Below are 24609 nucleotides of genomic sequence, written 5' to 3' on the forward strand. Positions count from 1 at the left end.
GTCAGGTGACGGTGAGCCGCCGCGCGTAGCGCTCGTCCCGCCACAGCTCCTCGCGGAGCACCTCCGCCAGCGTCGTCGCCGCGTCGTGCACGTCGGCATAGCGCAGGTAGAGCGGGGCGAAGCCGAACCGGACGAAGTCCGGCTCGCGGTAGTCGCCCACCACCCCACGGTCCGCGAGCGCGCGCACCACGGGATAACCCTGCGGGTGACGGTAGCTGACCTGGCTTCCCCGCCGCTCCGGGTCGCGCGGGGAGGCCAGGGCGAGCCCGAGCCCCGGGTCCACGAGATCGTCCAGCAGGTCGATGAACAGCGAGGTCAGGGCCACGCTCTTGGCTCTGACCTCGTCCAGGTCCACCCGCTCCCAGATGTCGAGCGACGCGTTCAGCGCGGCGTACGACAGAATCGGCGGGCTGCCGGTGGCGAAACGCCGCACACCGGGCGCGGGGCGATAGTGCGGTTCGAAGTCGAACGGCGCGGCGTGCCCGTGCCACCCCGACAGCACGTTCTGGACGGCGTCCTGGTGACGCGGCGCGACGTAGAGGTACGCGGGGGCGCCGGGCCCTCCGTTGAGGTACTTGTAGGTGCAGCCGACGGCGAAGTCGGCCTCGCCCACCCGCACGGGCAGCGCCCCGGCGCTGTGGCACAGGTCCCAGACCATGAGCGCGCCGGCCGCCCGCACCAGCTCCGTCACCGCCGTCATGTCCCTGGCCGCGCCGGTCCGGTAGTCCACGTGCGACAGCAGCACGAGCGCCACGTCGTCGCCGAGGGCGTCCTCCAGCGAAGGGCCGCCCTCGCCGATGTCCCGGATCTCGTACGCGCCGAGCGCCCGGGCGGCGCCCTCCACGACGTACCGGTCCGTGGGGAAGTTGTCGAGGTCGGAGACGATCACGTGGCGGCCGGGCCGCAGCGGAAGGGCGGCCGTGACCACCTTGAAGATGTTCACCGAGGTCGAGTCGCCCGCCAGCACGTCGCCGGGACGCGCTCCGATCAGGGGCGCGATGCGGTCGCCGGTGCTCTGCGGCATGTCCCACCAGCCGGCCGTGTTCCAGCTCGCCCCGAGATGCACCCCCCACTCGGTCTCGACCGTGTGCGCCACCCGCTCCGGTGTACGCCTCGGCAGCGCGCCGAGCGAGTTGCCCAGCAGGTAGACGACCCCGGGAGGCAGCGAGAACTCGTCCCGGAACTCCCGGAGCGGGTCCTTGGCGTCGAGGTCCTGGCATTCGGCCCGGCTGAGTACCATCGGCAACTCCTTCGTCACCGCATTATGTACCGAAATATCCGATCTTGTCGTAGTCATGATGACGGAGCGTTCCCGGCACCGGCAATAGCGGAAGGGACCGTTCCATGGATGCGGACGGCTATAACCCCCAGAGATCGCCACACCGGCACGATCAGCCAAAAGTAAGCACAAGACGCACCCAAGACTCTGTGCGATCGTGGACAAGACGGGGCAAGTTCTCTGGAGACGCCAAACCCCCGTTGGTGACAGAGGGTGATCAAACGTGACGGAGTCCCCGTCGGTGCATCACGAGTCCCCGATCTATCGCCGCATCGCCGACCGGCTGCGCGATCAGATCCTGTCCGGAGCGCTCGGTGACGGCGACCGGCTACCGGGCGAGAACGCACTCATGAAGGAGCACGGCATCGCCCGGGCCACGGCACGGCAGGCGCTCGCCGTGCTCATCAACGAAGGGCTCGCCGTGCCGAAGCGGGGATCGGGCGTCTACGTGCGGCTGTTCCGCCCTATCCGCCGCCACGGGTCGCGCCGGCTCTCCCGGGAGCAGTGGGCCCAGGGCCTGGCCATCTGGGACTCCGACACCCGTGGCCGGTCGTACGTCGTGGACGAGGTGACGATCCTGCGCGAACCGGCGAACGAGCAGGTCGCCCGCGTGCTCGGCACCGGCGAGGTATGGGTGCGCCGCCGCCGCTACTCGGTGGACGGCCGTCCGGTGCAGCTCGCGGCCTCCCACTTTCCCGCCGATCTCGTGGAGGGCACGGCCGTCGTCCTGCCCGACACGGGCCCGGGCGGGGTGTACGCCCGGCTTGGCGAGCTCGGCCGGCCTCCCGTCCACTTCAGCGAGGAGGTGCGGGCCCGGATGCCGCTGCCCGGGGAGGCCGAGTCGCTGAACCTCCCGGCCGGCACGCCGGTGATCGCCGTCACCCGGGTCGCCTTCGCGGAGGGAGGCGTGCCCGTCGAGGTCAACGAGATGATCCTGGACGCGGCGTCGTATGTACTCCAGTACGACTTCGACGCCTAGGTCAAGAGGCAACGTTGACCTGTCTGTACCGATCATTGATTTCTCTAGAGATGTCCCGCACCTTGAGGTGGAGAGGTCAAGAGCACTAAGAGCACCCGGGCATGAGGCGAGGGAAGGTGTACGGATGTCCTTGGACCGACACCTCGCCGAGATAGCCCGGGAGTTTCCGGAGTGGACGATCTGGCGGAGCGACGCGGGCCGGTGGTGGGCGACCCGGCACCACCCGCTCACCTCCGCGCAGCGGACGGCGGGATGCGCGATGACCATCGACGCCGACGAGCCCGACGGGCTGCGTGAGCTGCTGCGCGAACAGGAGGCGCGCGCCGCCGATCCATGAGCGCGGAAGCCCCCGACCCGATCGGGGGCGGGGGCTTCCGCTACCAGTCCGCTATCAGTCCTCACCCGCGTCACCGCAGCCGGGCCGGGCTCACGTCGCGCTTACTGACCGGCGACCGACTCGCCGTTCGGCGTGGCGCGGCGCACCCGGCCGAGGTTGACGTCGGTGTCCTCGGGCGACGACGGCATGCCGTGCCCGTTCTCGTGGTGCCCGTCGTGACCGTTGGCGTGGCGTCCGTCGTCCACGATCAGGACCGCGTCGTCCTCGTCGCCGTCCATCTGCCCCTCACCGGCGGCGGCGTCATGTGCCTCGGGCCCGGACGGCACGGCCTCCAGGGCCTGCTGCGGGTCATCGACCGGCGCGTGCGGCTGCTGCCCGTGCGCCTGGTCGTGCGGCTGCTGCTCGTGCGGCTGATCGGGCCGGTGCTGGTCGTGTCGCTGGTCGGGCGCGCCCGCGGGGATGGCGTGCACCTGCGGCGGGGGCGGCAGCACGGCGGCCTCGTCGATCAGCGGTCCCGCCGCGCTCTCGCGGTGCATCAGGTCGCCGAGCACCGAGCCGATCTCGTTGAGCCGGCGCACGACCTCCGCGTGGGTGTCGGTGAGGTAGGCCACCCGGCGGCCGGTGTGCTCGTCCAGCGCGTTCACCCGCTGCTGCGCCGCCGCCAGCATGGCCTCGGCCTGCCCGCGCGCCTCGGCGAGCAGCCGCTCCGCCTCCATCCGGGCGGCGGTGAGCTGGCGCTCCCCCTCCGCGCGGGCGGTGCGCAGCGTCTCCTCCGCCTCCGCGCGGGCCGAGCCCAGCGTCTGCTCCGCCTCCGCGCCCGCCTGCGCCAGCAGCCGCTCCGACGTGGCGCTGGCGTCGGCGACACGGCGCTCGGCCTCCTCCTGCGCGGCGGCCCTGATCGCGTCGGCCTGCTCACGGGCCGACGTCACCAGCCGCTCGGCCTCGGCCATCGAGCTCTCGCGTACTCGCCTGGCCTCCGCCTCGGACGCCTCCTTGTTGGCCGCCGCCTCCTCCTGCGCCAGCTTGAGTATCTGGCTCAGCCGCTCCCCCAGCTCGTCGGGGTTCTGCGGCGACTCCGCCATCCTCCGCCGCGCGTCGGCCAGCTCCAGGCGGGTCTGCTCCGCCTGGTCGATCGTGCGGGCGAGCCGTTCCTCCAGGTCCCGGATCTGGTTGCGGGTCCGGACCATGTAGTCGTGGACCTGCCTGCGGCTGTAGCCGCGCATCACGACTTCGAAGGAGTCGTCACTCATCAGGTCGGGGAAGTTGTCGGTCTGATTCGTCATGAGAAACCCTGGGGTTGGAGATAACGACGGTAAACGCAGCCAGGACACGACTTTCCTGCTATCCGTCGCACATCGCAACCTGAACGCCCCGAGCGGTCAGCGAAACCGGGACACACGCCGGGCCCGGCCCGAGGGCCCGTGGAATCATAAGCCCATGCCGTACATCGCCGACCTGGACGACGACGCCACACCGATCATCCACCCCGAGGCGTGGGTGGCCCCGGGGGCGGTGATCGTCGGGAGGGTGCGGCTCGGACGCGGCGCGAACGTCTGGTACGGCTCGGTGCTGCGCGGCGACGACGAACGCATCGAGGTCGGCGACGAGGTCAACATCCAGGACCTGTGCTGCCTGCACGCCGATCCCGGGGAGCCCGCGATCCTGGAAGACCGGGTGAGCCTCGGTCACCGGGCGATGGTGCACGGCGCGCACGTCGAGACCGGCGCGCTGGTGGGCATCGGTGCGGTCGTGCTCGGCGGGGCGGTCGTCGGGGCCGGGTCCCTGATCGCGGCGGGGGCCGTCGTGCCGCCCGGCCGCCGCATCCCGGCGGGCGTGCTGGTCGCGGGCGTCCCGGGAAAGGTCGTCCGCGAGCTCACCGACGACGACCGCGCCTCCTTCGCTCGGACGCCGGATAACTACCTCGCCAAGGCCCGCCGTCACGCCGCGGCCTCGGTTCGGTCCCGATGAGCGTGCCGGTCAGCGCCAGGTGGTCCGACAGCTCCGGGTCGGTCCTGACGACCTCGGCGCCGCCCGGACGGTAGTCGGCCTCGCTCGCGAAGATGTAGTCGATCTTCCGGCCGCCGCGTGTGGTGTGCTCGCCGCCCCGGCGCGCGACCCCGCACGGCTCGGCGTCGACCTCGGTGTAGCCGCCCTGGCCGAGGCCCATGCCGTACACGTCGGTGAGCTGGTTGTGGCCGGGCTCGCGGTTGAAGTCCCCGGTGAGGATCACCGGGGCGTCCCCGGCGTACGCCGACACCAGATCGACGATCTGACGCGGGGTCTCGGTGTCGGAGACGTGGGTCACGCAGCAGACCGACCGGCGCGGGCCGACCCGGCCGGTGGCGCACAGCAGGCCGCGCGGGTGGATCGTCTCACCCGGTGTGGACGGGGCGTGGTCGGCGCGCAGCAGCCGCCGCAGCGGCGGCGGGCCCTCGATGCCGTTCTTCAGCGCCAGCGCGATGCCGAAGGTCTTGCCGTCCGGCGGGACCGTGTCCGGGGTGAGGTCGCTCCACAGTGTGCGGCACCGGTCTTCGCGGCCCGGCCCGCCGCCCTTCGCGTAGCCGTACCAGACCAGCCGATAGCCGGGCAGCGCACGCTTGAGCAGGCCCACCTGGGCGTAGCACATCTCGGTGAACGAGGCGACGTCCACGTTCCTCGACCGGATCAGCGCGGAGACCTGACCTGCCCAGGTCTTTCGGCGCTCGGGGGTGAGGTCGCGTACGCAGGTGCCGGCGCTGTTGCCCGCCGCGCAGACGTTGTACGTGAGGACGTTCACCCGATAGGTGTCCGCCGCCGATGGAAGACCGGCCACCACAAGCGCAACAACCGCCACTCCTGCGATAAATACCCCCATACACGGAGAAGCTAGTCAGAGGTGGATCAACCCACCCAGGCACCTGTGGTGAAATTTCCGACATTGATTGCCCAGACGGGCGCGGCCACCGCGAGATAGGCCATCATGACCCAGGGCCTTCGGCTTCCGACGACGCCCACGGAGATGTAGAGCGGCCACCACAGCAGCGACGCCCGGCCCACCGACATGTAGAACGACGACATCGCCAGCAGCGCCACCGCCTGCGGCGCCAGATAGGCGAGATCGGGCCAGTTGCGCCGCACCAGCCGCGCGATGATCAGCAGAACCAGCACGAGCGCCGACAGGATCTCCTCGCGATACGACGTCGCCAGGACGGGCTCGTTGAGCGACCTGTGCCAGGTGTCGATGAAGACGTTCCACGGCAGCTCGGGATAGCGGCCCCAATACTGCGCCTCGGCCGACTTCCAGGCCATCAGGTCGCCCGTACGGTTCCAGAGGTAGATCATGTAGGCCAGCACCGGCACACCGGGCAGCAGCAGCCACGGCGCGTTCCGCCATCCGCGCGGGGCGCGCAGGCCGTCACGTGAGACGAGGAACATCACGAGCAGGCCGAAGGCGAGGAAGAGCCCGGAGATGCGCATCGACGCCGCGAAGGCGGCGCACACGGCGGCGGCCTCCCAGCGGCCCCGCCGGGCCAGCAGCCACGCGGGGATGGCCAGCGCGAGGAACGGCGCCTCCGTGTAGCCGGCCATCAGGAACACCGCGAACGGGCTGAGGAAGAACGCCAGCACGGTCCAGTGGCCGCTGCCCTCCCGGTAGGACTCGCTCAGCCGCGACAGCGCCACCGCCACGACGGCGGTCGCGACGAACGAGATCAGGACGAGGGCGAGCCTCATGTCCGGGATGACCAGGTGCAGCACGCGCAGCAGCAGCGGCAGGCCGGGGAAGAACGCGACGAGCCGCGGCGCGTCGGGGTCGTCCGGCCGGCCGTCGTAGCCGTATTGCGCGATGTCCATGAAGTTGTAGGAGTCGTACCGGTTGAACCGGTCGAGGATCGGGTCCTCCGTGCGGCCCGGCGCCGCGAGGATCAGGTAGATGTACGACGCGACCTGCCAGAAGAACCAGATGAGCAGGGCCGTGCGGTCGGACGACCGCATGAGCCACCACACCGCCCAGCGTTCCCTGCGCGCGTGCGGCCCCGTCTGCTCGCCGGTCGCCGCGCCGCCATAGGTGTCCACGGGCGCCATCTTCTCCGATGCCTCGTCCGCGTCCCGCTCTCGGGCTGCCCCGGCCTCCTGGATCTCCGTCACGAGCACCTATGGAACCCGTCACGGCTGCCCATGCCAAGTGGCGGGCGCTCCCGGAGATACCCTCCAACCCGGGGAAATACGCATATGTCCTGCTCACCGCCTCCCGGCGCGTGAAACTTTCACCGACGGCCTCCGCCCGCCGCTCCTCCACCCCACCGCGCTCCCGCCGCCTCCCGGACCGGGGGGCTACCATCGGATCCAGCGAGGGGACCGCCGGGTTCGTCCCGGCATCGTGTGCCCCGGAGGGCATCGGTCAGGGGCCTGGCCGCCGCCTGCTCCGGCCGCCTCATCCGGGATAAGCGAAAGCCGTCCTCTCCGAGGACGGAGGACACTGCCGCGTGCACTGGGACGGGTTCACCACGATGGAGCGCGACGTGCGCGCCGTCGTCGGCGACCCCCGGTGGACGCTGCTCCCCCCGGTCACCCGCGCGCACACGCTGGCCCAGCGGGCCCTGGTCACCCCCGACGGCGCCCGGTGGCTGTTCGGCGCGCACGCCCGCTGGTATCGCCTCGACCGCGTGGACGGCCGCTGGCACCTGTCCGCTCCCCCGGCCCATCCCGCCGTACGCGCCGCCGCGCGGCCGAGCCCGCCCGGCGTGGCCATCCCGCCCGTGCTGATCCCCACGGGCCCCGACTTCGCGTACGACCGCGGGTCCACCCAGGGGTTCGTCGGCCCGGACGTCCCGCACGAGATCACCGAACGGCTCCGCGCACTGCTGCTCGCCCACCGCGGGCTGCGCCGGGAGGACTTCCCTCTCGACGGCAGCGTCTACCAGCAGGTCTTCGCCCGCGACGTGGCCTCGACCGTGGCCGCCGTGTGGGGCACGATCATGTGGTGCGCCTACGCGCCCGCCTTCGACGGCAACGAGGTCATGCTGTCGATGTTCGGCGAGTTCCTGGCCCGGCCGCTGCCCGGGGACGACTGGGTGCGCTGGCTGCCCATGGGCTCGCTCGACGCGCTCGTGGGCCTCTACGCCGAGCGGATGCGCTCCGGCGCCGGGGAGGCGGGCCTGCGGCTGGCCGGGCTGATGGCCGAGACCGCCACCGTGCTGCGCGCCGACCCCCGGTTCCGCCCGCGCGCCGACGCGCTGATCGCGATGGCCGAGCCGCTGCTCGGCAGCCCCTGGCTGGACCAGCACGCCATGCCCAGTGGCGCCGTACGGCAGGCCTGGCTGGCGCGCTGCCCGCCGCACCTCGTGCCGGCCACGCTCCCCGAATGGGCGCCGGGCGAGCACTTCCGGCACACGCTGTACGACCTGGTGGAGGCCCTGGGCTACACGGCCGCGCGCGGGATGGATCCGCGGGCCGTGGCGGCCTCGCTGCTCGCCGCCGACGTGGCCGGCGTGTGCGGCGTGTCCGAGCCCGCCTGGGCGGCGCCGGGCAGCTCGTACACCGCACAGGTGGTCACCGCGCTCTATCCGTGGATGGACGACGAGCTCCGGCAGGCCCTCTATCTCGCGCTCGCCGAGCCTGCCCATCCGCTGCGGGGCTGCTGGCCGGCCGGTGGTGAGCTGCCGCCGGGGCTGATCCCACCCGATCGGGAGACGGCCGCCGCCCTGCTCGGCTCCGCGTACGCGACCGGCCTGGCCTGGTGTGCCCTGACCGGCACGCCCGCGCCGTCCGAGGGCTTCGCGGTGTGCTCCGCGGTCGTGAAGTGCTTGATCCACCAGCGGGACGACCCGCGTCCGCAGGAGGCGGCGGATCGGCGCAGGCCCGACCTGGACGAGTCGGGCAGTTGGCTGTTCGAAACCTCCAATTCGGATATTTCGTCCTTACCTCCGCTTTAGCAATCCCTTCCCCCCATCACCGTCTTTTTCATCGAATTGTGATCTCAGTATCGGGGAAATGGTCCCGGAGGGACGAGGGGTGCGGGTCGGAATGGTCACGATGGGCCATGTCGCGGCAGGGTACCCGGACGTAACCTCGTGATGGGTGTGGGCTGCGGAAGGAAGGACGACGCGGTGGGGCACGATGACCTGGACTCTCGGGTCCACGACCGTGTCGCGTTGGACGAAATCGCGCTCTACGCCGAGGTGCTGGAGGCCGTGAACATCACGGAGAACCGACTGACCTTGGAAGAGCTCGACAACGCGCTCGGATTGCGGACTTCGGCGAGCCGCTGAAGGCACTGAGGGCACGGACCGTCCCGGGCATCTGGTGGGCCCGGGACGGTTTGCTCGACCGAAATGACCCGTCCAAGACGGCGGTCAGGGCGCCCAGTGCCGCCATGAGCAGGAGCCCGCTGCAGATGGTCACCGGGATCGGCGTGCCGGGGCGTAGGGGTCCTGGTGACCGGCGTCCTCGTCGTCCGCCCGCTCGTACTGGCGGTCGAAGCCGTCACGAACGGGCAAGTGCCAATGGGTCGTCACACCGGCCGTCATACACCCGCCGTCACGCACCGGCGATCAGGCACACGCGGTCAGGCACACGGGGTCAGGCACACGGGGTCACGATCAAGCAGGGGCGAACCGACCGCGACGCGCCGGAGCGACACCCTGACGACCCGAAGCCATGACGTGACCCGGAATCATGACGTGACCCGGAATCATGACGTGACGACCGGGAGCCATGACCTGCGGGCCGGAATCATGACCTGACGAGCCGGGCGATGGCCGCCGAGGCCTCCTTCACCTTCTCGCTCGCCTCCGGGCCTCCGGTCTTGACGGCGTCGGCGACGCAATGGGCGATGTGGTCCTCCAGCAGCCCGAGCGCCACCGCCTGCAGAGCGCGGGTGGCCGCCGAGACCTGCGTGAGGATGTCGATGCAGTAGACGTCCTCGTCCACCATCCGCTGGAGCCCTCGGATCTGTCCCTCGATCCGGCGCAGGCGGGTGAGATAGGCCTGCTTGTCCCCGCTGTACCCGTGCATCCTTCAACGATACCCATAACCGGTATCGCGCGTCTCCATCCCGAGGGTAGGGCGGGCGGGCGCGGGAATGCATCCATGAACCGGCTCGTGGCGACGCTGGAGTCGCGGATGGGAACCCAGGCTGTCCTCCGTACGCTGCCGTTCGCCGCCATGGCGACGGTGGTGGTGGTCGACCTGCTCGCCGGGCCGTCCCTGGGCCTGCTGCCACTGCTGACCCTCGGGCCCGCGTTCGCCGCGGTGACGGGCGGGCCACGCCACACCGCACTGGCCGGGCTGGTCGCGCTCGTCCTGTCCGCGCCGCTGGCCTACCACGACCACCAGCTCAGTCATCCGCGGATCACCGTGACGCTGGTCGCGATCGTCGGGGTCACCGCGGCCGCCATGCTGGCCAGCCGGCTCCGGGCCGAGGGCCGGCGCAAGCTGGCGGACGTCCGCCTCGTCGCCGAGGCGGCCCAGCGCGTGCTGCTCCACCCGGTGCCCCGCCGTGCGGGCGACCTGCGCATCGCCCTCTCGTACACCTCCGCCGCGGTGGACGCCCGCATCGGCGGGGACCTGTTCGACATCGCCAGAGGGCCGGGCGGCATCCGGCTGATCGTCGCCGACGTGCAGGGCAAGGGGCTGGACGCGGTGGAGACGGCCGCCTCGGTGGTCGGCGCCTTCCGTGAGGCCGCCTACGACGAGCCGACGCTCGCCGACGTCGGCCGGCATCTGGAGGAGCACCTCGCGCGCGGGCTGGGCGGGGAGAAGTTCGTCACCGCCGTGCTCGCGGAGGTGCGCGAGCACGAGATCGCGCTGCTCAACTACGGCCACCCGCCGCCGCTGCTGCTCGGCCGCAACGGCCGTGTCCGGTGGCTCGAACCGACTCAGGAGGCGCCGCCGCTCGGCCTTGTCGCGCTCGCCCACGCCGGACCCGAGCCGTACGGATGCGAGTTCCGCAAGGGCGACGAGATCCTCTTCTACACCGACGGCGTGTACGAGGCACGCGACCGGAACGGGAACTTCTATCCCCTGGGCGACCGGGCGCCTCGCCTGCTGCGCGATCGCGAGCCGCAGGACGCCCTCGACATGCTCGAACGCGACCTGGTCGAGCACGTCGGCGGGCCCGTCCCGGACGACGCCGCCATGCTGCTCGTCCGCAGGGAACGGCCCTGACTGTCCGGCCCCGGCATCATTTGCCATATGCAATCATGGACGCACAGCAGCTCCGGCGGGCCGTGAGGCGACGGCCCGGCGGCAGGGCCAGTGGGCAGGGGCGAGCGCGGTGGAACCGGAAAGGCACGGACAGCCCGGCATCTTCTCCATGCTGACCGTCCTGGACCAGGACGTCGTCGTCATCCGGCTGTTCGGCGAGCTCGACCTGGGCTCCGCCGCCTCACTGCGCACCTGCCTGGCCGAGGCGGTCGGGCTGCGCACACCGCCACGGATCGTGGTCGACGCCGAAGGGCTCAAGTTCTGCGACTCGACCGGGCTGAGCGTCCTCATGGGAGGCCTGAGCGCCGTGAGGGCGGCCGGCGGGCGCCTGGCGCTGAGCGGCGCCCACGGACGCTTCGCCCGGATGCTCCGGATCACCGGCCTCGACACGGAACTGCCGATCCACGACTCCGTCGCCGCCGCCACCGCACATCTCGACCGGCCCGCCGACTGGCCCCGCTGACTGCCCCCTCCCACTGATCCCGCCGAGCAGGCGGGCGGCGGCGCGGTAGCGGTGCAGATCCCACGTGGCGGGCGCGACCGGCACGTCCTCCAGCCACATGACGAGCCGGTCGTCCCCCAGGTCGTCCAGCCGATACATGCGGGGGAGCCGCAGCCCGTCGGGAAGCGGGTGACGGGCGAGGTGGACGTCCGCGTCGGCCCGCCAGGGGAACCGCGCCGACAGGACGGCCCGCATCTGCTCGGGCATGTTCTCGAGCCGGGCCGAGTGCTCGATCGAGTGGATCGACTTGACGAAGAACGACCAGCGCACGCCGCTGGTCGTCGTGCCGCGCACGCGATGGAGCCAGGCCGTCGACACGGCCCCGGAAGCGAGGTGGATGGGCTCGACGTGCTGCTCCGCGATCTCGGCCAGGGAATCGCCGAGGATCTCGCGGACCAGATCCGTCACATCGGTGGCCGGTCTCAGGATCATGGGCCCAGCCTGCCACCCGGAAATCGTCCTCGCATGAGCACGGCCTACTCAACTACGCTCGCGCCCGTGACAGCCTCCTGGCCGTTCGCCTCGCCGCCCTCCTGGACGGGCCGGGGGACAGCACGGGGGCATCCGTCCGCCGACGCTCGTCAGGGGCGGGAGCGCAGGCCGTACATGAGCTCTTCCCAGCGGACGGCGACGGCCGTCGCGGCGTGGGCGGACGCGGTCTCCAGCGCCCCGGCCGCCAGCTTCATGCGGCGGCGTTCGTCGTCGACGAGGGTGAGCAGCGCACAGGCGAGCGGCTCGACGTCGCCGCTCTCCCCCTCCTGGACCAGCACGCTGTCGTGGCCCGGCCGGAGAAACTCGGCGGGCCCGCGCGATCCGTCGAAGCCCACGATCGGCACCCCGCAGCTCAGCGCCTCGATCACGGTCATGCCCAGCACCTCGTGGCGCGCCGGCACGGCGACGATGGACGCCTTGGCGAACTCGCCGGGCAGGTCGGGAGTGGTGCCCATGAAGTACACGTGGTTGTGCAGGTCGAGGTCGCGGACGAGGGCGCGCAGCCGCCGCTCCTCCGGGCCCCCGCCGTACAACCGCAGCCGCCAGTCGGGCCGCTTGTCTGCGACGATCGCGAAGGCCCGCACGAGCTGGTCGTACGACTTGCCGGGCACCAGCCTGCCCCCGGCGCTGACGATCCGGTTGTCCATGCGGGAGCGCGGCCAGGGCGTCGCGGGCAGGGCGTCGGGGATGGCGTGCACCGACAGGTCGTCGTCGAGCAGCCGCGCCCACTCGTCTCGCCGGCCGGTCGTGCTCGCCACCACGGCGTCGAGACGGGGATAGAACCGGCGCACCGGGCCGGGCACCGACGGTCTGCTCCACTCCCGCGCGATGCGGACGACGTCTCGTGGCGCATATCGGGCGGCCTGGACGCTCAGCGACGGCCGGGTGGTGACCAGGACGTCGGCCTGCAGGCCCCGCAGCATGCGCCAGAGCGCGACCTCCGTGCGCACCTGTCCCCGGGGCAGCAGGTGATGGACACCCGGCCGGGTGTCCACGAGCCAGCGCAGCGTCACCCGGCGGTCGACCGGGAAGAACGGCGTCTCCCTGGTGCGCCGGATGCTCACCACCTCGACCTCGTGGCGTGCGGCCAGCCCGCCCGCGAGGTTGAGCATCGCCCGCACGTCGCCCCGCATGCCGTACGCCGACGGGAGCAGGAACGCGATTTTCACGCGCCCACCTCCAGCAGCAGCTCGTCGGCGGGCGTGAAGCTGGGCCGGATCTGCACGCCGTCCACGAGCGCGTGGGGATAGTGGACGCGGCGGCGCTTGCCCTCGACGTCGTCGAGCCTCGCGCCCAGCGGCAGCGCGCGGTCGACGCCGTCCACCTCAAGGTAGGGCTCCCAGGAGCCCTGCGAGTCGGGGGTGGCAGCGAGCACGTCGCACAGCGAGAGCGCGGCGTGGAACCGGACCCCCTGGACGGTGGCGGCGAACCGCACGGTCGCGGCCGGATCGTCGTTCCCCGGATCGCCGTGCCCCGGCTCGTTGTCACCGCTGTCACCGAGAACCGCGGCATCGACGTCCGGATCGCCGTGGCCCGAGTGGCTGTGCCGCAGCGCGAGCGTGGCGTGGCGGTGCTGGTCGTCGTCGTCCAGGCCGGTGTAGGCCAGCAGCCCGGTCACCTCGAAGCGCCCCTCGCGGAACCACACCGCGCGGACGTCGGCGACCGGCTCCGCCGGATCGATCTTCAGGGCCAGGAATCCGTTGCGCGTGCGGTAGGCCCGGTAGGCGAGCGTCCGCCGGCCCAGCGCGTACGCGTCGAGACGGTCGAGCGAGAACCCGGGGTCGGCGCTCTGGATGCGGGTGCGGACGCCGCCCCGTTCGAGGTAGGTGTCCCAGCGGCCGGGACCGAGGTCGAGGGGCGCGAGGGAGACCGCGACGCTGGCGTCCCTCGTGCGCCCGCCCGATGCGCCGAGCGGCACCTGCCGTTCCTCACCCGTGCCGCGTTGCCGCAGGACCAGGTGGGTGCCGTCCGCCAGCGACTCGGCGATGGACAGGCGCAGGGAGAGGACGTCCGCCAGGGTGACCTCCGCGTCGATGACGACCACGCCCACCGTCCAGCCCCCTCCCCGTCGATTGAGCCAACGTTGAGGTTACCGTGATTTTCCTGTTATGTGGAGAAAGCCTTTGTCACTCTTCCATGAAACACGGATCATTCCATCGCCTTGACTGGTGTTTTCCACAAAAAGTTCACGATCATGGCAAGGATGCTTTACCCCTGCTTGATGGATTTGATGAGGAGCTGGGCGACGTCCACGACCTCCAGCGACTCCTTGGCCTGACCGGCGTTCTTCTTCTCGTTGATCGCGTCGCCGAGCATCACGAGGCAGAACGGGCAGGCGGTGGAGACGGTGTCGGGATCGGTGGTCAGCGCCTCGTCGACACGCTCGGTGTTGATGCGCTTTCCGATTCGCTCCTCCATCCACATGCGCGCGCCGCCAGCGCCACAGCAGAATCCGCGATCCTTGCAGCGGTGCATCTCCTGGGTCTGGACGCCCGGCACCTTGGCCATGATGTCGCGCGGCTGGGCGTACACCTTGTTGTGCCGGCCCAGGAAGCACGGGTCGTGGTAGGTGATCTTCTCCTCGATCGGGGTGATCGGGGTGAGGCGGCCCTCCTCCACCAGATGCGCCAGCAGCTGGGTGTGGTGCACGACCTCGTACGTGCCGCCGAGCTGCGGGTATTCGTTGGCGAGGGTGTTGAAGCAGTGGGGGCAGGTGGCCACGATCTTCTTGACCCCGGCCTCGTTGAGCGTCTCGATGTTCTGCTGGGCGAGCATGTTGAACAGGAACTCCATGCCCAGGCGGCGGGCCGGGTCACCGGTGCACGCCTCCATCGGGCCGAGCACGCCGAACTTGACCCCGGCGATGTGCAGCAGCTCCGCGACCGCCTTGGTGGTCTTCTTGGCCCGGTCCTCCAGCGCGCCGGCGCAGCCGACCCAGAAGAGATACTCGACGTCGTCGGGCATCTTCTCGTCGATGATCGGGACCTCGATGCGTTGTCCGTCCACGGAGGTGGCCAACTCCTCGATCCACTCGGCCCGCTTCATCTCGGACATGCCCCACGGGTTGCCCTTGTTCTCCAGGTTCTTGAGCATCACGCCCGCCTCGGACGGGAACGACGACTCGATCATCACCTGGTAGCGGCGCATGTCGAGGATGTGGTCGATGTGCTCGATGTCGACCGGGCACTGCTCGACGCACGCGCCGCAGTTGGTGCACGACCACAGCACGTCGGGGTGGATGACCCCGTCCTCGCCCACCAGCGGCTTGTCGAGCAGGGCCAGCACGTCCTCGGAGAAGCTCTCCTTCTCCTTCTCCCCGGCCAGCAGGTAGGGCGCGATCGCGAAGGCGTGGTCGCGCTGGTCGAGGATGAGCATCTTGGGCGACAGCGGCTTGTCCGTGTTCCAGGCCGGGCACTGCGACTGGCAGCGGCCGCACTCGGTGCAGGTGTAGAAGTCGAGGAAGCCCTTCCACGTCGTGTCGGTGATCTTGCCGCGGCCGAACACGTCGACCTCGGGGTCGGCCTCCTCGAAGTCGAGCACCTTCCCGTTGCTGCGCATCGGCTGGGCCGGACCCAGCCCGTCGGGACGGCGGGAGAACAGCACGTTCAGCGGCGCGGTGAAGATGTGCAGGTGCTTGCTGTTCACCACGATGACCAGGAACACCAGCATGAAGCCGATGTGCAGCAGCAGGGCGATCTGCTCCAGCAGCTCGCTGTGCGGCAGCACCTTCCCGATGGCCAGGCTGACGAACGCGCCGGACTCATAGGGGAAGTTGCCGTTGGCCGCCGCCGCGCCCCGGGCGAGGAACAGCGTCCAGATGATGTTGAAGATCATGAACAGGACCAGCCAGGCCCCGCCCAGGTGCGAGCCGGAGAACCGGGAGCCGCGTCCGAGCTTCTTCGGCGAGTTCTTGATCCGGATGGCCGTGAACGCGGCCAGCCCGAGCAGACAGGCGACCGCGATGAAGTCCTGCAGGAAGCCCAGCACCGGCCAGGTCCCGATGAGCGGGATGTGGAAGTCCGAGTGCCCGGTGATCGCGCCCTGGATGATCGCGCCGTACGCCTCGATGTAGACGGTCAGCAGGATGAAGAACGCCCACATGACGAAGAAGTGGGCGGTGCCGGACGGCGTCCACTTCAGCAGCTTGCGCTGGCCGAAGACCTCGACGAGCTGGGCCTTGATCTCGGCGCCGGCGTGCTGTTTGGCGTACTCGATCCGCTCCGGGGCCGGCTGGCCGCTGGTGGCAAGCCGATAGAGGAACAGCACGCGACGGCCCGCCAGCCCGACCGCCACGGCGGTCGCGATGAGGCCTGCAATCGCTACCCAGAGCACGAGTCCCTCCAATATCGAACGTCGGCGGCCAGCGTAGGGGCGCGGCGCCCTCGCAAGAGCGGTTGTGCCCCGCCCTGTGGATAACGTCTGCGCTTCCCGAATGGTACCGGCGAGTAACTTATCCTGCGTCACGCTCGGCGAGTGGCGCTCGTCACTGCGTTTCCCGCCGACGGCACGATACTAGAACAAAGCTCTACAAGAGGGTACGAGTGGGGTGGCCGTAATCTATCCGGCCAGGTAGCGCTGCACGGTGGGCCCGACCAGCGCGACGATCTCGTCGACGTCGGCGGAGGCGAGCGGCTCGAACCTGAGGATGTACCGCGTCATCACCACGCCGAACAACTGCGCGAAGGCGGCCTCCATCCGCAGCGGCGGGACGTCCAGCGCCTCGGCCACCCGCCCGAGGACGGCCGTCGAGAGGAACTCCCTGACCATGCCGACGGCCTGCTCGTTCACCATCGCCGTCCGCACCAGACCCAGCAGCGGCTCCCTGGCCGCCGGGTCCGCCGTCATCATCAGGACGAAACGGACGACGCGCTCGCCGACCTCCTCACGCGGCCCCGCCAGGATGAGCGGAAGCGCCGAGGAGGGGTCCAGCGGCAGCCGCATGGCCGCGACGAACACGCCCTCCTTGGTGTCGAAATAATGGTGGACGAGGGCCGGATCGACCCCGGCCTCCCGGGCGATGCCGCGGATCGTCGCCTTGTCGAACCCCTTCTCCGCGAAGACCCTGCGCGCCGCGGCGAGGATCTCGCCGCGGGTGTCCGCCGAGCCCGGACGCCGGCCGGGCCGCCGCCCCGGTCGCCGCCTGCCGCCCGAGACCTCCGGCACCTCCGTCGTCACATCGATCCCCGCTTCAGTTCAGCCCCTGCGGCCCACCGCAAGATACACGCGCATCGGGACGGTCAGCCGCCCGTCGGGAAACACCCGGCCGAGCTCGGCACGCTCCCTGGCGAGCAGCTCCGTCACCACGTCTCCGTCCATACTCGCCATGTACGAGTGGGAGCGCAGGTCGGTCAGGAAGTCCTCCAGCCGCACCGACCTGGTCCAGCCGACCCAGGTGTCGGCCACGGCGAGACCGGCGTCGGACATGGCCGCGGCGATCGGCGGCATGCTCCACCCGGGCAGCACGGGCCCGATGTAGCCGGGGCACGACTCGGCGAGCCGCACCTGGTTGGCCGCCAGCCAGTCGGCCTTGCCGGGATCCACGCTGTTCCACCAGCCCGCGATCGCGCCGCCGTCCGCGATCACGCGTACGGCCTCGGCCACCGACAGGGCAGGGTCGAGCCAGTGCCACGCCTGGGCGTACGTCACGAGGTCGGCCACGCCCGCGCGGAAGGGCAGGTCGTTCCCGTCGGCGAGCAGGGCCGGGCAGGCCGTGCGGGCGCGCAACCGGGCCAGCATCCGCTCGCCGCGGTCGACGGCGACGACCCGGGCGCCGCGGTCGAGCAGCCCCCGGGTCGAGATGCCGGTGCCCGCCCCAACGTCGATCACGGTCGCCCCCGCGAGCCGGACCCCCGACAGGTTCTCCAGCGCGACGTAGAGGGCCTCGGGATAGTGCGGCCTCGCCGCGTCGTACTCCTCCGAGACGCGGTCGAAGACCCGGTGGCTGTCCGCGATCCGCTCGTTCATGAGGCCGTGGAGGAGGCGGCGAAGTGGAGCCGCGCGAAGGCGAGGGCCTCGGTCAGGTCCTCGATCCGCTCGCTGCGGCTGGCGGCCTTGCGCGTGTTGATCTCCAGCACGACAAGGCCCTGATAACCGTTGCCGGCGAGGCGTTCCAGGATCGGCCCGCAGGGCTGCGACCCCCGGCCGGGCACCAGGTGCTCGTCCTTGTTGGTGGTGCCCACCCCGTCGGCCAGGTGCAGGTGGGCCAGCCGGTCGCCCAGCTTGGTCGCCATCTCCATCGCGTCGGACCCGGACACCGCCGTATGCGACAGGTCGAGCGTCACCTGGGGGAAGTCGTAGTCGATGGGGTTCCAGTCCGGCGCGTACGGCACGACCTCGTTGCCCCTGGCCCGCAACGGGAACATGTTCTCCACCGCGAAGACGACGTCCGTCTCCTCGCGCATCCGGGCCAGGCCCCTCTCGAAGTCCCTGGCGTAGTCGCGCTGCCACCGGAAGGGCGGATGCACGACGACCGTCTGCGCGCCCAGCCGCTCGGCCGCCTCGCGGGCCCTGCGCAGCTTCAGCCACGGGTCGCGGCCCCACACCCGCTGGGTCACCAGCAGGCAGGGCGCGTGCACCGCCAGGATCGGGATCTCATAGTGGTCGCGCAGCCGTTCGAGGACCTCGACGTCCTGGCTGACCGGGTCCTGTCCCACCATGATCTCTACGCCGTCGTACCCGAGCCGGGCGGCAAGTTCGAAGGCGTCCGGCGTCCGCTCCGGGTACACCGACGCCGTCGACAGCGCCACCTTGCCGCTGGGCACGCGGATGTCACTCATGAGGCCAGCCTCCCCTGGCGGCCCGCGGGCACGTTCCAGTGCCGTGGCCGTGGCCGTCCGTTCGCTCCATGCGCCCGTTCACGGATCCAGCCTAAGCCGCACCCGCGCCCTGCGCCGCTTCGCCACAATCAACTACCCAAGGTCGCCAACTAATGTGGGGCGCATGGCACGGATCGTGAGCGGAGCCGTACCCAGTCCGAACATCTGGAACACTCCCCAGATCTACGAGCTGGAGAACCTCGCCGTCGGGCCGGCGGGCGCGGCCGAGGCCGCGATGCGGGCCGTACGGCCGTGGGACGGCGCGACCGTGGTCGAGATCGGCTGTGGCAGCGGCTTCCACCTGCCCGCGCTCGCCGCGTCCGCCGGGCGGGTCGTGGGCGTCGAGCCGCACGGCGGCCTGGCCGCGCAGGCCGCCGCACGCTGCGCGTCGCTGCCCAACGTCTCGGTGCGTACGGGCACCGCGCAGGCGCTGCCCCTTCCCGACGCGTCGGCCGACGTGGCGATCGCCCGGTGGGCGTACTTCTTCGGGCCCGGCTGCGAACCCGGCCTGCGCGAGCTGGGGCGGGTGCTGCGCCGGGGCGGCGCGGCCTTCGTCGTGGACGTGGACGCCGCGCGCGGGGCGTTCGGCCGCTGGTTCCGCCGCTCGCTGCCGTCGTACTCCCCCGAGGCCGTAGAGCGCTTCTGGTCCCGGCAGGGCTGGCGGCGCGAGGAGCTCGACCTGCGGATGACGTTCCGTTCCCGGGCCGACCTGGAGGCGGTGCTGCGCATCGAGTTCACGCCCGAGGTGGCCGCCGAGGCGCTGCGCGAGGTCGAGGGCCTGGAGATCGGCTATCCGAACGTCCTGCGCTGGCGGGAATTCTGAATCCGGGCTTGACCTTGTCACCGGCGTCAAGCTTTAGCGTCGTGCCAGGACAGCCGAGGAGGGGCCGATGCGGATCGGCGAGCTGGCCCGGCGCGTGGGAGTGAGCACCCGCGCGCTGCGCTACTACGAGCAGCGGGGCCTCATCCGGTCGCGCCGCTCGGCCAACGGATATCGCGAGTACGACGAGTCGGACGTCCGGATCGTCACCGAGATCCGGGAGCTGATGTCGGTCGGCTTCACACTGGAGGACGCCCGCCCGTTCGTGGACTGCCTGCGATCCGGACACCCGTCGGGAGGCTCCTGCCCGGAGTCGGTGGCCGTCTATCGGCGCAAGCTCGCGGAGATCGACCGGGAGATCCGCGACCTGCTCGCCCGCCGCGCCGAGGTCGCCGCCCAGTTCGCCGACGCCTGCCCCGGCTGTCTTCTCACACGACGAGGAGAGTCATGATCACACTGACCACGGAGAACTTCGACGAGCAGGTGCTGCACAGCGACAAGCCCGTGTTGGTGGACTTCTGGACCGACTGGTGCCCGCCGTGCAAGATGATCGCCCCGATCCTGGAGGAGATCGCCGCCGAGTACGGCGACCGCCTCACGGTCGCCAAGATCAATGCCGACGAGCACCCCGAGATCGCCCAGCGCTACCACGTCCTGGGCTTCCCCACGCTGAACCTCTATCGGGACGGCGAGATCGTCCAGCAGATCAGGGGCGCCAAGCCCAAGCGCCTGCTGCTCGCCGACCTCGCGGGCCACTTCTAGTCATGCCCGTCCACCGGGGGCCGCTTATATAAGCGTTGACTTTTATAAGTGGCTCTCGGCATAGTGGGCGCGTGCACGCATTCGACGCGCTGGGGGATCCGGTGCGACGCCGGATCCTGGAGCTGCTCTCCGATGGAGAGCAGACGTCGGGCGCGCTCACCTCGGCCATCCGCGCCGAGTTCGGGATCTCACAGCCGGCCATCTCCCAGCATCTACGGGTGCTCCGCGAGTCCGGGCTCGCGTCCGTACGCGCCGCGGGCACGCGACGGCTGTACGCCCTCGAACCCGCGCCGCTGCGGGAGGCGGACGCCTGGCTGGAGCGGTTCCGCGGCTTCTGGGGGCAGCGCAGCGACGCGCTCGGCACCGAACTGGCGCGGGGCAGCCGGGAGCGGCGGCTCGGACGGCGGCACGGCGGCGATGCGCATGACGCGACCACCAACGCCGCCACCAGCGCGGCCACCAGCGCGGCCATCAGCGTGGCCGCTGACGCAACCGTCACGCTGCCGGGCACACAGCCCACGACGGACGGACCGACACGGAAGAACGGCCAATGAGCGACTTCATCGACATGATCAACCAAGTCCACCGCGCGGTCGGCTCGCGCGACCTGCCGGAAGGCGACGCCCGCACGGTGCTGCTGCGGCGCACCTACGACGCCGGCATCGAGGACGTGTGGGACGCCTGCACCGACCCCGAGCGGATCAGCCGCTGGTTCCTCCCGGTGAGCGGCGAGCTGAAGCTCGGCGGGCACTACCAGCTCCAGGGCAACGCGGGCGGGGAGATCCTGCGCTGCGAGCCGCCCCGGCTGCTGCGGGTGAGCTGGCTGTTCGGCGAGAACCCCGGCTTCAGCGAGGTCGAGGTGCGGCTGAGCCCGGAGGGCGACGACCGCACCGTGTTCGAGCTGGAGCACGTCGCCGTGGTCCCGCCCGAGTTCTGGGACCAGTTCGGTCCCGGGGCCACGGGCGTCGGCTGGGACCTGGCGCTGCTCGGGCTCGGGCTGCACCTGCGCGGCGAGATGATCGACGACCCCTCCGCGTGGGAGCAGTCGGAGGAGGCGCGCGAGCTCATGCGGCTCAGCAGCACGTTGTGGGGCGAGGCATACCGGGCCTCCGGCGCGCCGGACGACGTGGTGAACGCGGCTGTGGCCGGCACCACCGCCTTCTACGTGCCGGAGAAGCCGCAAGGCTAGTCCGGCCGCCTTCTCCCGGAGAGGCCGCCGTCGGCCGGAAGGGGCACCGCTTTCCGGAGAAGCCGCCACTTCGGAAAGGGACGCCGTTGCGCGGAGGGGCCGCTGTCTCTCGGAAGGGCCACCGCTGCTCGTAAGGAACGCCATCGGCCGGAAGGGGCACCGCTTTCGTGAGGGGCCGCCGCGGTTTCCGGCGGGATTGTCGGCGGCGGCCGGTAACCTCCCGCACGTGAGCAAGGCAGCGAAACCGGCGTACCGGTGCGGCGAGTGCGGCTGGACCACGGTCAAGTGGGTCGGCAGGTGCGGGGAGTGCCAGGCGTGGGGCACGGTCGAGGAGGCCGGCGCCCGGCAGGGCGTCCACGTGGTCAAGCCGGGCGCGGTCTCCGCCCCCGCCGTCCCGATCGGACAGGTGAAGGCCGAGGTTGTCAGCGCGCGGACGACCGGAGTCTCCGAGCTCGACCGCGTGCTCGGCGGCGGCCTCGTCCCCGGCGCGGTCGTGCTCCTGGCGGGAGAGCCGGGCATCGGCAAGTCGACGCTGCTGCTGGAGGCCGCCGCCCGCACCGCGCGGGGCGAGACCGTCCTCTACGTGACCGGCGAGGAGTCGGCCGCCCAGGTGCGCATGCGCGCCGACCGCATCGGCGCGATCGAAGACAGGCTCTACCTGGCCGCGGAGACCGACCTGTCGGCCCTGGTGGCGCACGTCGAGAAGGTGCAGCCGAGCCTGCTCATCGTCGACTCGGTCCAGACGATCGGGTCGGCCGACGCGACCGGAGTGCCCGGCGGCGTGACCCAGGTCAGGGAGGTCGCCGGCAACCTGGTCCGCCTGGCCAAGGAGCGGGCCATGTCCACCGTGCTCGTCGGCCACGTGACCAAGGACGGCACGATCGCCGGCCCCCGGGTGCTGGAGCACCTGGTCGACGTCGTGCTCCACTTCGAGGGCGACCGCAACTCGCGGCTGCGCCTGGTGCGCGCGGTGAAGAACCGCTTCGGCCCGATCGACGAGGTGGGCTGCTTCGACCTGCACGAGCGCGGCATCACCGGGATCGCCGACCCCAGCGGGTTGTTCGTCTCCCGCCATCCCGAGCCGATGCCGGGCACCTGCATCACCGTGACCATCGAGGGCACCCGGCCGATCCCGGCCGAGCTGCAGGCCCTGGTCGGCCCGACCGAGGCTCCCCAGCCCCGGCGCACGTCCTCCGGGCTCGACTCCTACCGGGTGGCGATGGTGCTCGCCGTCATCGAGCGGCGGCTCCGCGCCAATATCGGCAAGTGCGACGTCTTCACGGCCACGGTGGGCGGCATCCGCCTGACCGATCCCGCCGTGGACCTCGCGCTGATGCTGTCGGTCGTCAGCGCGGCCGGCGACCAGGCCCTGCCTCCCGGGCTCGTCGCGCTGGGCGAGGTCGGCCTGGCCGGCGAGCTGCGGCCCGTACGGGACGTCCGGCGGCGGCTGGCCGAGGCGGCCCGGCTCGGCTTCACCAGGGCGCTGGTGCCCACCGGTTCGCTGGACGAGGAGCCGCGTCCGGAGACATCGGCGGGCCGCGGCCGGCTCGTGGCGCTGCGCTCGCCTGCCGGCCGTACGACGCCGTTCGCACCGGGCTTCGAGGTCACGGAGGTGGAGAACGTGTGGGACGCCCTCAATCTCATGGGATCCGCCAGGTGATCCCTCGTCACACCGGTGAGCACGGCATCACGCCGGTAAACTCTGTTGCCTGCCCGGTCGGCCGTGGCCTCGCCCCCGCGCCCCCGACGGGCTTCACCGGGCGCCTGCGGAGCGCCTCGCGGATCTCGCCGCGACAGGGATCGGTGGGAAGACGATCTGACGGCTAACGACCGGGCGAGCCCACTGGGGTGGATGTGCTGGACAACGACAAGGCGATCGACGACCGCAGAAGGGCCGTGCTCGCCGCGGTCGCCCCGGGGACGGCGCTGCGTGACGGGCTGGAGCGCATCCTGCGCGGCCACACCGGCGGCCTGATCGTCCTGGGATACGACCGCACGGTCGAGGACATCTGCACCGGCGGGTTCACGCTCGACGTCGAGTTCTCCGCCACGCGCCTGCGCGAGCTGGCCAAGATGGACGGCGCGATCGTGCTCGACACGGCCCACCAGAGGATCGTGCGGGCCGCCGTGCACCTCGTGCCCGACCCGGCCATCCCCACCGACGAGTCCGGCACCCGGCACCGTACGGCGCAGCGGGTGGCCAGGCAGACCTCGCTCCCGGTCATCGCGATCAGCAAGTCGATGCGGATCATCGCGCTCTACCTCGACGGCATCCGCTATGTGCTGGAGGAGTCGGCCGCGATCCTGTCCAAGGCCAACCAGGCCCTTGCGACGCTCGAACGCTACAAGAAGCGGCTCGACGAGGTCTCCGGCAACCTGTCGGCCCTGGAGATCGAGGACCTCGTCACGGTGCGCGACGTGGCCGTCGTCGTCCAGCGCCTGGAGATGGTCCGCCGCATCGCCCGCGAGATCGAGGGCTACGTCGTCGAGCTAGGCACCGACGGGCGGCTGCTGTCCCTCCAGCTCGACGAGCTGTTCGCGGGCGTGGAGACCGACCGGGTGCAGATCATCCGCGACTACGCGCCCGATTCGCTCGGCGCGCGTCCGTACGGCGACGCCGACGCCATGCGGGAGCTGGACGAGCTGTCGTCGGGCGACCTGCTCGACCTGTCGAAGGTGGCGCAGATCTTGGGTCACCACGGCGGCGACGCGCTCGACATGCCGGTCAGCCCGCGCGGCTTCCGGCTGCTCACCAAGGTCCCCCGCCTGCCCGGGGCGATCATCGACCGGCTCGTGAGCCACTTCGGCGGCCTGCAGAAGCTGCTCGCGGCCAGCACCGACGATCTCCAGGCCGTCGGCGGCGTGGGTGAGACCCGGGCACGCAGCGTCCGCGAGGGCCTGTCGCGGCTCGCCGAGTCGTCCATCCTGGAGCGCTACCTCTGATCGATGCGCGCTCGGGCACGGCGGTGCGAGCACGAGGACGGAGAGGTCGCCGACGCTCATGATCTAGGGGGTGAACAGCTTCCAGGGTGTCTCGGAGACGACCTCGACCTGCCCGTCGATCACCTTGATGGCGGTCTCGTCGTCGATCGCGTACGCCTGGTTCGGGATCCCGGCCGCCCACCTTTCCGCCTTGGCCATGGTGTTCTCCGGCAGGCGTTCGTGATCCAGGTGCGGGAAGATCGAGAAGTCGACGACGCCCGGGGGTGCTGTCGTCACCGGAGGGCGGCTTCCACCGGACGAAGTGCTC

At 71.1% G+C, this 24609-nt stretch carries 25 protein-coding genes; 13 read left to right on the forward strand and 12 right to left on the reverse strand.

Annotated elements, in window-relative coordinates:
* Window position 1 precedes the first annotated feature (1 nt).
* Complete coding sequence (gene kynU, locus OHB01_RS08000; protein ID WP_142649440.1) at window positions 2-1240, reverse strand: kynureninase; 1239 nt, start codon at window positions 1238-1240, stop codon at window positions 2-4.
* 262 nt (window positions 1241-1502) lie between these two features.
* Here kynU and OHB01_RS08005 point away from each other — a divergent pair, with 262 nt between their 5' ends.
* Entirely contained in the window at window positions 1503-2258 is a 756-nt protein-coding gene (locus tag OHB01_RS08005; RefSeq protein WP_142649441.1) for a GntR family transcriptional regulator, read from the forward strand.
* Between the two features lie 124 nt (window positions 2259-2382).
* The gene (locus OHB01_RS08010) at window positions 2383-2595 is read left to right on the forward strand and encodes a hypothetical protein (protein WP_328855165.1); all 213 of its coding nucleotides are present in this window, start codon (window positions 2383-2385) and stop codon (window positions 2593-2595) included.
* A 101-nt stretch (window positions 2596-2696) separates the two neighbouring features.
* On the opposite strand, the gene OHB01_RS08015 is transcribed toward OHB01_RS08010, so the two are convergent.
* Window positions 2697-3878: a hypothetical protein gene (locus OHB01_RS08015; RefSeq protein ID WP_328855166.1), complete on the reverse strand. Its 1182-nt coding sequence runs from the start codon at window positions 3876-3878 to the stop codon at window positions 2697-2699.
* A gap of 154 nt (window positions 3879-4032) precedes the next feature.
* On the opposite strand from OHB01_RS08015, the gene OHB01_RS08020 reads away from it, so the two are divergent.
* Window positions 4033-4563 carry a gamma carbonic anhydrase family protein gene (locus OHB01_RS08020; RefSeq protein WP_142649442.1) on the forward strand — a complete coding sequence of 177 codons (531 nt, stop codon included), beginning with the start codon at window positions 4033-4035 and terminating at the stop codon, window positions 4561-4563.
* Here OHB01_RS08020 and OHB01_RS08025 read toward each other — a convergent pair.
* Together OHB01_RS08025 and OHB01_RS08030 are read right to left on the reverse strand one after the other, a co-directional pair.
* Window positions 4469-5371 (reverse strand): endonuclease/exonuclease/phosphatase family protein, encoded by a 903-nt coding sequence (locus OHB01_RS08025; protein ID WP_328855167.1) that lies wholly within the window; start codon window positions 5369-5371, stop codon window positions 4469-4471. The genes OHB01_RS08020 and OHB01_RS08025 overlap by 95 nt on opposite strands.
* Window positions 5372-5475: 104 nt before the next feature.
* Window positions 5476-6720, reverse strand: a complete 1245-nt coding sequence (locus tag OHB01_RS08030; protein WP_142649444.1) for a mannosyltransferase family protein — start codon at window positions 6718-6720, stop codon at window positions 5476-5478.
* A gap of 338 nt (window positions 6721-7058) precedes the next feature.
* On the opposite strand from OHB01_RS08030, the gene OHB01_RS08035 reads away from it, so the two are divergent.
* Window positions 7059-8507, forward strand: a complete 1449-nt coding sequence (locus OHB01_RS08035; protein WP_185949015.1) for a hypothetical protein — start codon at window positions 7059-7061, stop codon at window positions 8505-8507.
* A gap of 799 nt (window positions 8508-9306) precedes the next feature.
* Here the strand turns inward: OHB01_RS08035 and OHB01_RS08040 are convergent.
* A complete protein-coding gene (locus tag OHB01_RS08040) occupies window positions 9307-9588 on the reverse strand; it encodes a metal-sensitive transcriptional regulator (protein WP_142649445.1) in 282 nt (93 codons plus the stop codon).
* 75 nt (window positions 9589-9663) lie between these two features.
* On the opposite strand from OHB01_RS08040, the gene OHB01_RS08045 reads away from it, so the two are divergent.
* Window positions 9664-10740, forward strand: coding sequence for a PP2C family protein-serine/threonine phosphatase (locus OHB01_RS08045; RefSeq protein WP_328855168.1), 1077 nt, complete (start codon window positions 9664-9666; stop codon window positions 10738-10740).
* A 148-nt stretch (window positions 10741-10888) separates the two neighbouring features.
* Window positions 10889-11242, forward strand: coding sequence for an STAS domain-containing protein (locus OHB01_RS39865; protein ID WP_142649446.1), 354 nt, complete (start codon window positions 10889-10891; stop codon window positions 11240-11242).
* Between the two features lie 620 nt (window positions 11243-11862).
* Here OHB01_RS39865 and OHB01_RS08055 read toward each other — a convergent pair.
* From OHB01_RS08055 to OHB01_RS08080, 6 genes are all read right to left on the reverse strand, one after another.
* Window positions 11863-12942, reverse strand: a complete 1080-nt coding sequence (locus OHB01_RS08055) for a glycosyltransferase (RefSeq protein WP_142649448.1) — start codon at window positions 12940-12942, stop codon at window positions 11863-11865.
* Complete coding sequence (locus tag OHB01_RS08060; protein WP_142649449.1) at window positions 12939-13823, reverse strand: hypothetical protein; 885 nt, start codon at window positions 13821-13823, stop codon at window positions 12939-12941. Before OHB01_RS08060 ends, OHB01_RS08055 begins: the two co-directional genes overlap by 4 nt.
* Window positions 13824-13981: 158 nt before the next feature.
* Window positions 13982-16105 carry a (Fe-S)-binding protein gene (locus OHB01_RS08065; RefSeq protein WP_142649450.1) on the reverse strand — a complete coding sequence of 708 codons (2124 nt, stop codon included), beginning with the start codon at window positions 16103-16105 and terminating at the stop codon, window positions 13982-13984.
* A 225-nt stretch (window positions 16106-16330) separates the two neighbouring features.
* Complete coding sequence (locus OHB01_RS08070; RefSeq protein ID WP_221889958.1) at window positions 16331-16948, reverse strand: TetR family transcriptional regulator; 618 nt, start codon at window positions 16946-16948, stop codon at window positions 16331-16333.
* 18 nt (window positions 16949-16966) lie between these two features.
* Window positions 16967-17737, reverse strand: coding sequence for a class I SAM-dependent methyltransferase (locus tag OHB01_RS08075; RefSeq protein WP_142649451.1), 771 nt, complete (start codon window positions 17735-17737; stop codon window positions 16967-16969).
* On the reverse strand, window positions 17734-18549 hold the full coding sequence (locus OHB01_RS08080) for a sugar phosphate isomerase/epimerase family protein (protein WP_142649452.1): 816 nt from the start codon (window positions 18547-18549) through the stop codon (window positions 17734-17736). The genes OHB01_RS08075 and OHB01_RS08080 overlap by 4 nt, the downstream gene beginning before the upstream one ends.
* 163 nt (window positions 18550-18712) lie before the next feature.
* On the opposite strand from OHB01_RS08080, the gene OHB01_RS08085 reads away from it, so the two are divergent.
* The 7 genes from OHB01_RS08085 (at window position 18713) to disA (ending at window position 24302) form a co-directional block, all read left to right on the forward strand.
* Window positions 18713-19411 (forward strand): class I SAM-dependent methyltransferase, encoded by a 699-nt coding sequence (locus tag OHB01_RS08085; RefSeq protein WP_142649453.1) that lies wholly within the window; start codon window positions 18713-18715, stop codon window positions 19409-19411.
* A 67-nt stretch (window positions 19412-19478) separates the two neighbouring features.
* Window positions 19479-19859: a MerR family transcriptional regulator gene (locus tag OHB01_RS08090; RefSeq protein WP_142649454.1), complete on the forward strand. Its 381-nt coding sequence runs from the start codon at window positions 19479-19481 to the stop codon at window positions 19857-19859.
* A complete protein-coding gene (gene trxA, locus OHB01_RS08095; protein WP_147945392.1) occupies window positions 19856-20170 on the forward strand; it encodes a thioredoxin in 315 nt (104 codons plus the stop codon). Before OHB01_RS08090 ends, trxA begins: the two co-directional genes overlap by 4 nt.
* Before the next feature lie 71 nt (window positions 20171-20241).
* On the forward strand, window positions 20242-20724 hold the full coding sequence (locus tag OHB01_RS08100) for an ArsR/SmtB family transcription factor (protein WP_142649456.1): 483 nt from the start codon (window positions 20242-20244) through the stop codon (window positions 20722-20724).
* Window positions 20721-21359 (forward strand): SRPBCC family protein, encoded by a 639-nt coding sequence (locus OHB01_RS08105; RefSeq protein WP_142649457.1) that lies wholly within the window; start codon window positions 20721-20723, stop codon window positions 21357-21359. Before OHB01_RS08100 ends, OHB01_RS08105 begins: the two co-directional genes overlap by 4 nt.
* 226 nt (window positions 21360-21585) lie before the next feature.
* On the forward strand, window positions 21586-23019 hold the full coding sequence (gene radA, locus OHB01_RS08110) for a DNA repair protein RadA (RefSeq protein WP_142649458.1): 1434 nt from the start codon (window positions 21586-21588) through the stop codon (window positions 23017-23019).
* A gap of 188 nt (window positions 23020-23207) precedes the next feature.
* Window positions 23208-24302, forward strand: a complete 1095-nt coding sequence (gene disA, locus OHB01_RS08115; protein WP_328708950.1) for a DNA integrity scanning diadenylate cyclase DisA — start codon at window positions 23208-23210, stop codon at window positions 24300-24302.
* A gap of 63 nt (window positions 24303-24365) precedes the next feature.
* Here disA and OHB01_RS08120 read toward each other — a convergent pair whose 3' ends face one another.
* Window positions 24366-24578 carry a hypothetical protein gene (locus tag OHB01_RS08120; protein WP_328855170.1) on the reverse strand — a complete coding sequence of 71 codons (213 nt, stop codon included), beginning with the start codon at window positions 24576-24578 and terminating at the stop codon, window positions 24366-24368.
* Window positions 24579-24609 lie beyond the last annotated feature (31 nt).

This window comes from Microbispora hainanensis (assembly GCF_036186745.1).
GTDB lineage: Bacteria > Actinomycetota > Actinomycetes > Streptosporangiales > Streptosporangiaceae > Microbispora.

What these genes read in the sequence shown, in the direction of transcription:
- kynU (WP_142649440.1), bottom strand. Translation starts at nt 1,240, where the DNA reads ATGGTACTCAGCCGGGCCGAATGCCAGGACCTCGACGCCAAGGACCCG.
- OHB01_RS08010 (WP_328855165.1), top strand. Translation starts at nt 2,383, where the DNA reads ATGTCCTTGGACCGACACCTCGCCGAGATAGCCCGGGAGTTTCCGGAG.
- OHB01_RS08015 (WP_328855166.1), bottom strand. Translation starts at nt 3,878, where the DNA reads ATGACGAATCAGACCGACAACTTCCCCGACCTGATGAGTGACGACTCC.
- OHB01_RS08020 (WP_142649442.1), top strand. Translation starts at nt 4,033, where the DNA reads ATGCCGTACATCGCCGACCTGGACGACGACGCCACACCGATCATCCAC.
- OHB01_RS08040 (WP_142649445.1), bottom strand. Translation starts at nt 9,588, where the DNA reads ATGCACGGGTACAGCGGGGACAAGCAGGCCTATCTCACCCGCCTGCGC.
- OHB01_RS08045 (WP_328855168.1), top strand. Translation starts at nt 9,664, where the DNA reads ATGAACCGGCTCGTGGCGACGCTGGAGTCGCGGATGGGAACCCAGGCT.
- OHB01_RS39865 (WP_142649446.1), top strand. Translation starts at nt 10,889, where the DNA reads ATGCTGACCGTCCTGGACCAGGACGTCGTCGTCATCCGGCTGTTCGGC.
- OHB01_RS08075 (WP_142649451.1), bottom strand. Translation starts at nt 17,737, where the DNA reads ATGAACGAGCGGATCGCGGACAGCCACCGGGTCTTCGACCGCGTCTCG.
- OHB01_RS08080 (WP_142649452.1), bottom strand. Translation starts at nt 18,549, where the DNA reads ATGAGTGACATCCGCGTGCCCAGCGGCAAGGTGGCGCTGTCGACGGCG.
- OHB01_RS08085 (WP_142649453.1), top strand. Translation starts at nt 18,713, where the DNA reads ATGGCACGGATCGTGAGCGGAGCCGTACCCAGTCCGAACATCTGGAAC.
- OHB01_RS08090 (WP_142649454.1), top strand. Translation starts at nt 19,479, where the DNA reads ATGCGGATCGGCGAGCTGGCCCGGCGCGTGGGAGTGAGCACCCGCGCG.
- trxA (WP_147945392.1), top strand. Translation starts at nt 19,856, where the DNA reads ATGATCACACTGACCACGGAGAACTTCGACGAGCAGGTGCTGCACAGC.
- OHB01_RS08105 (WP_142649457.1), top strand. Translation starts at nt 20,721, where the DNA reads ATGAGCGACTTCATCGACATGATCAACCAAGTCCACCGCGCGGTCGGC.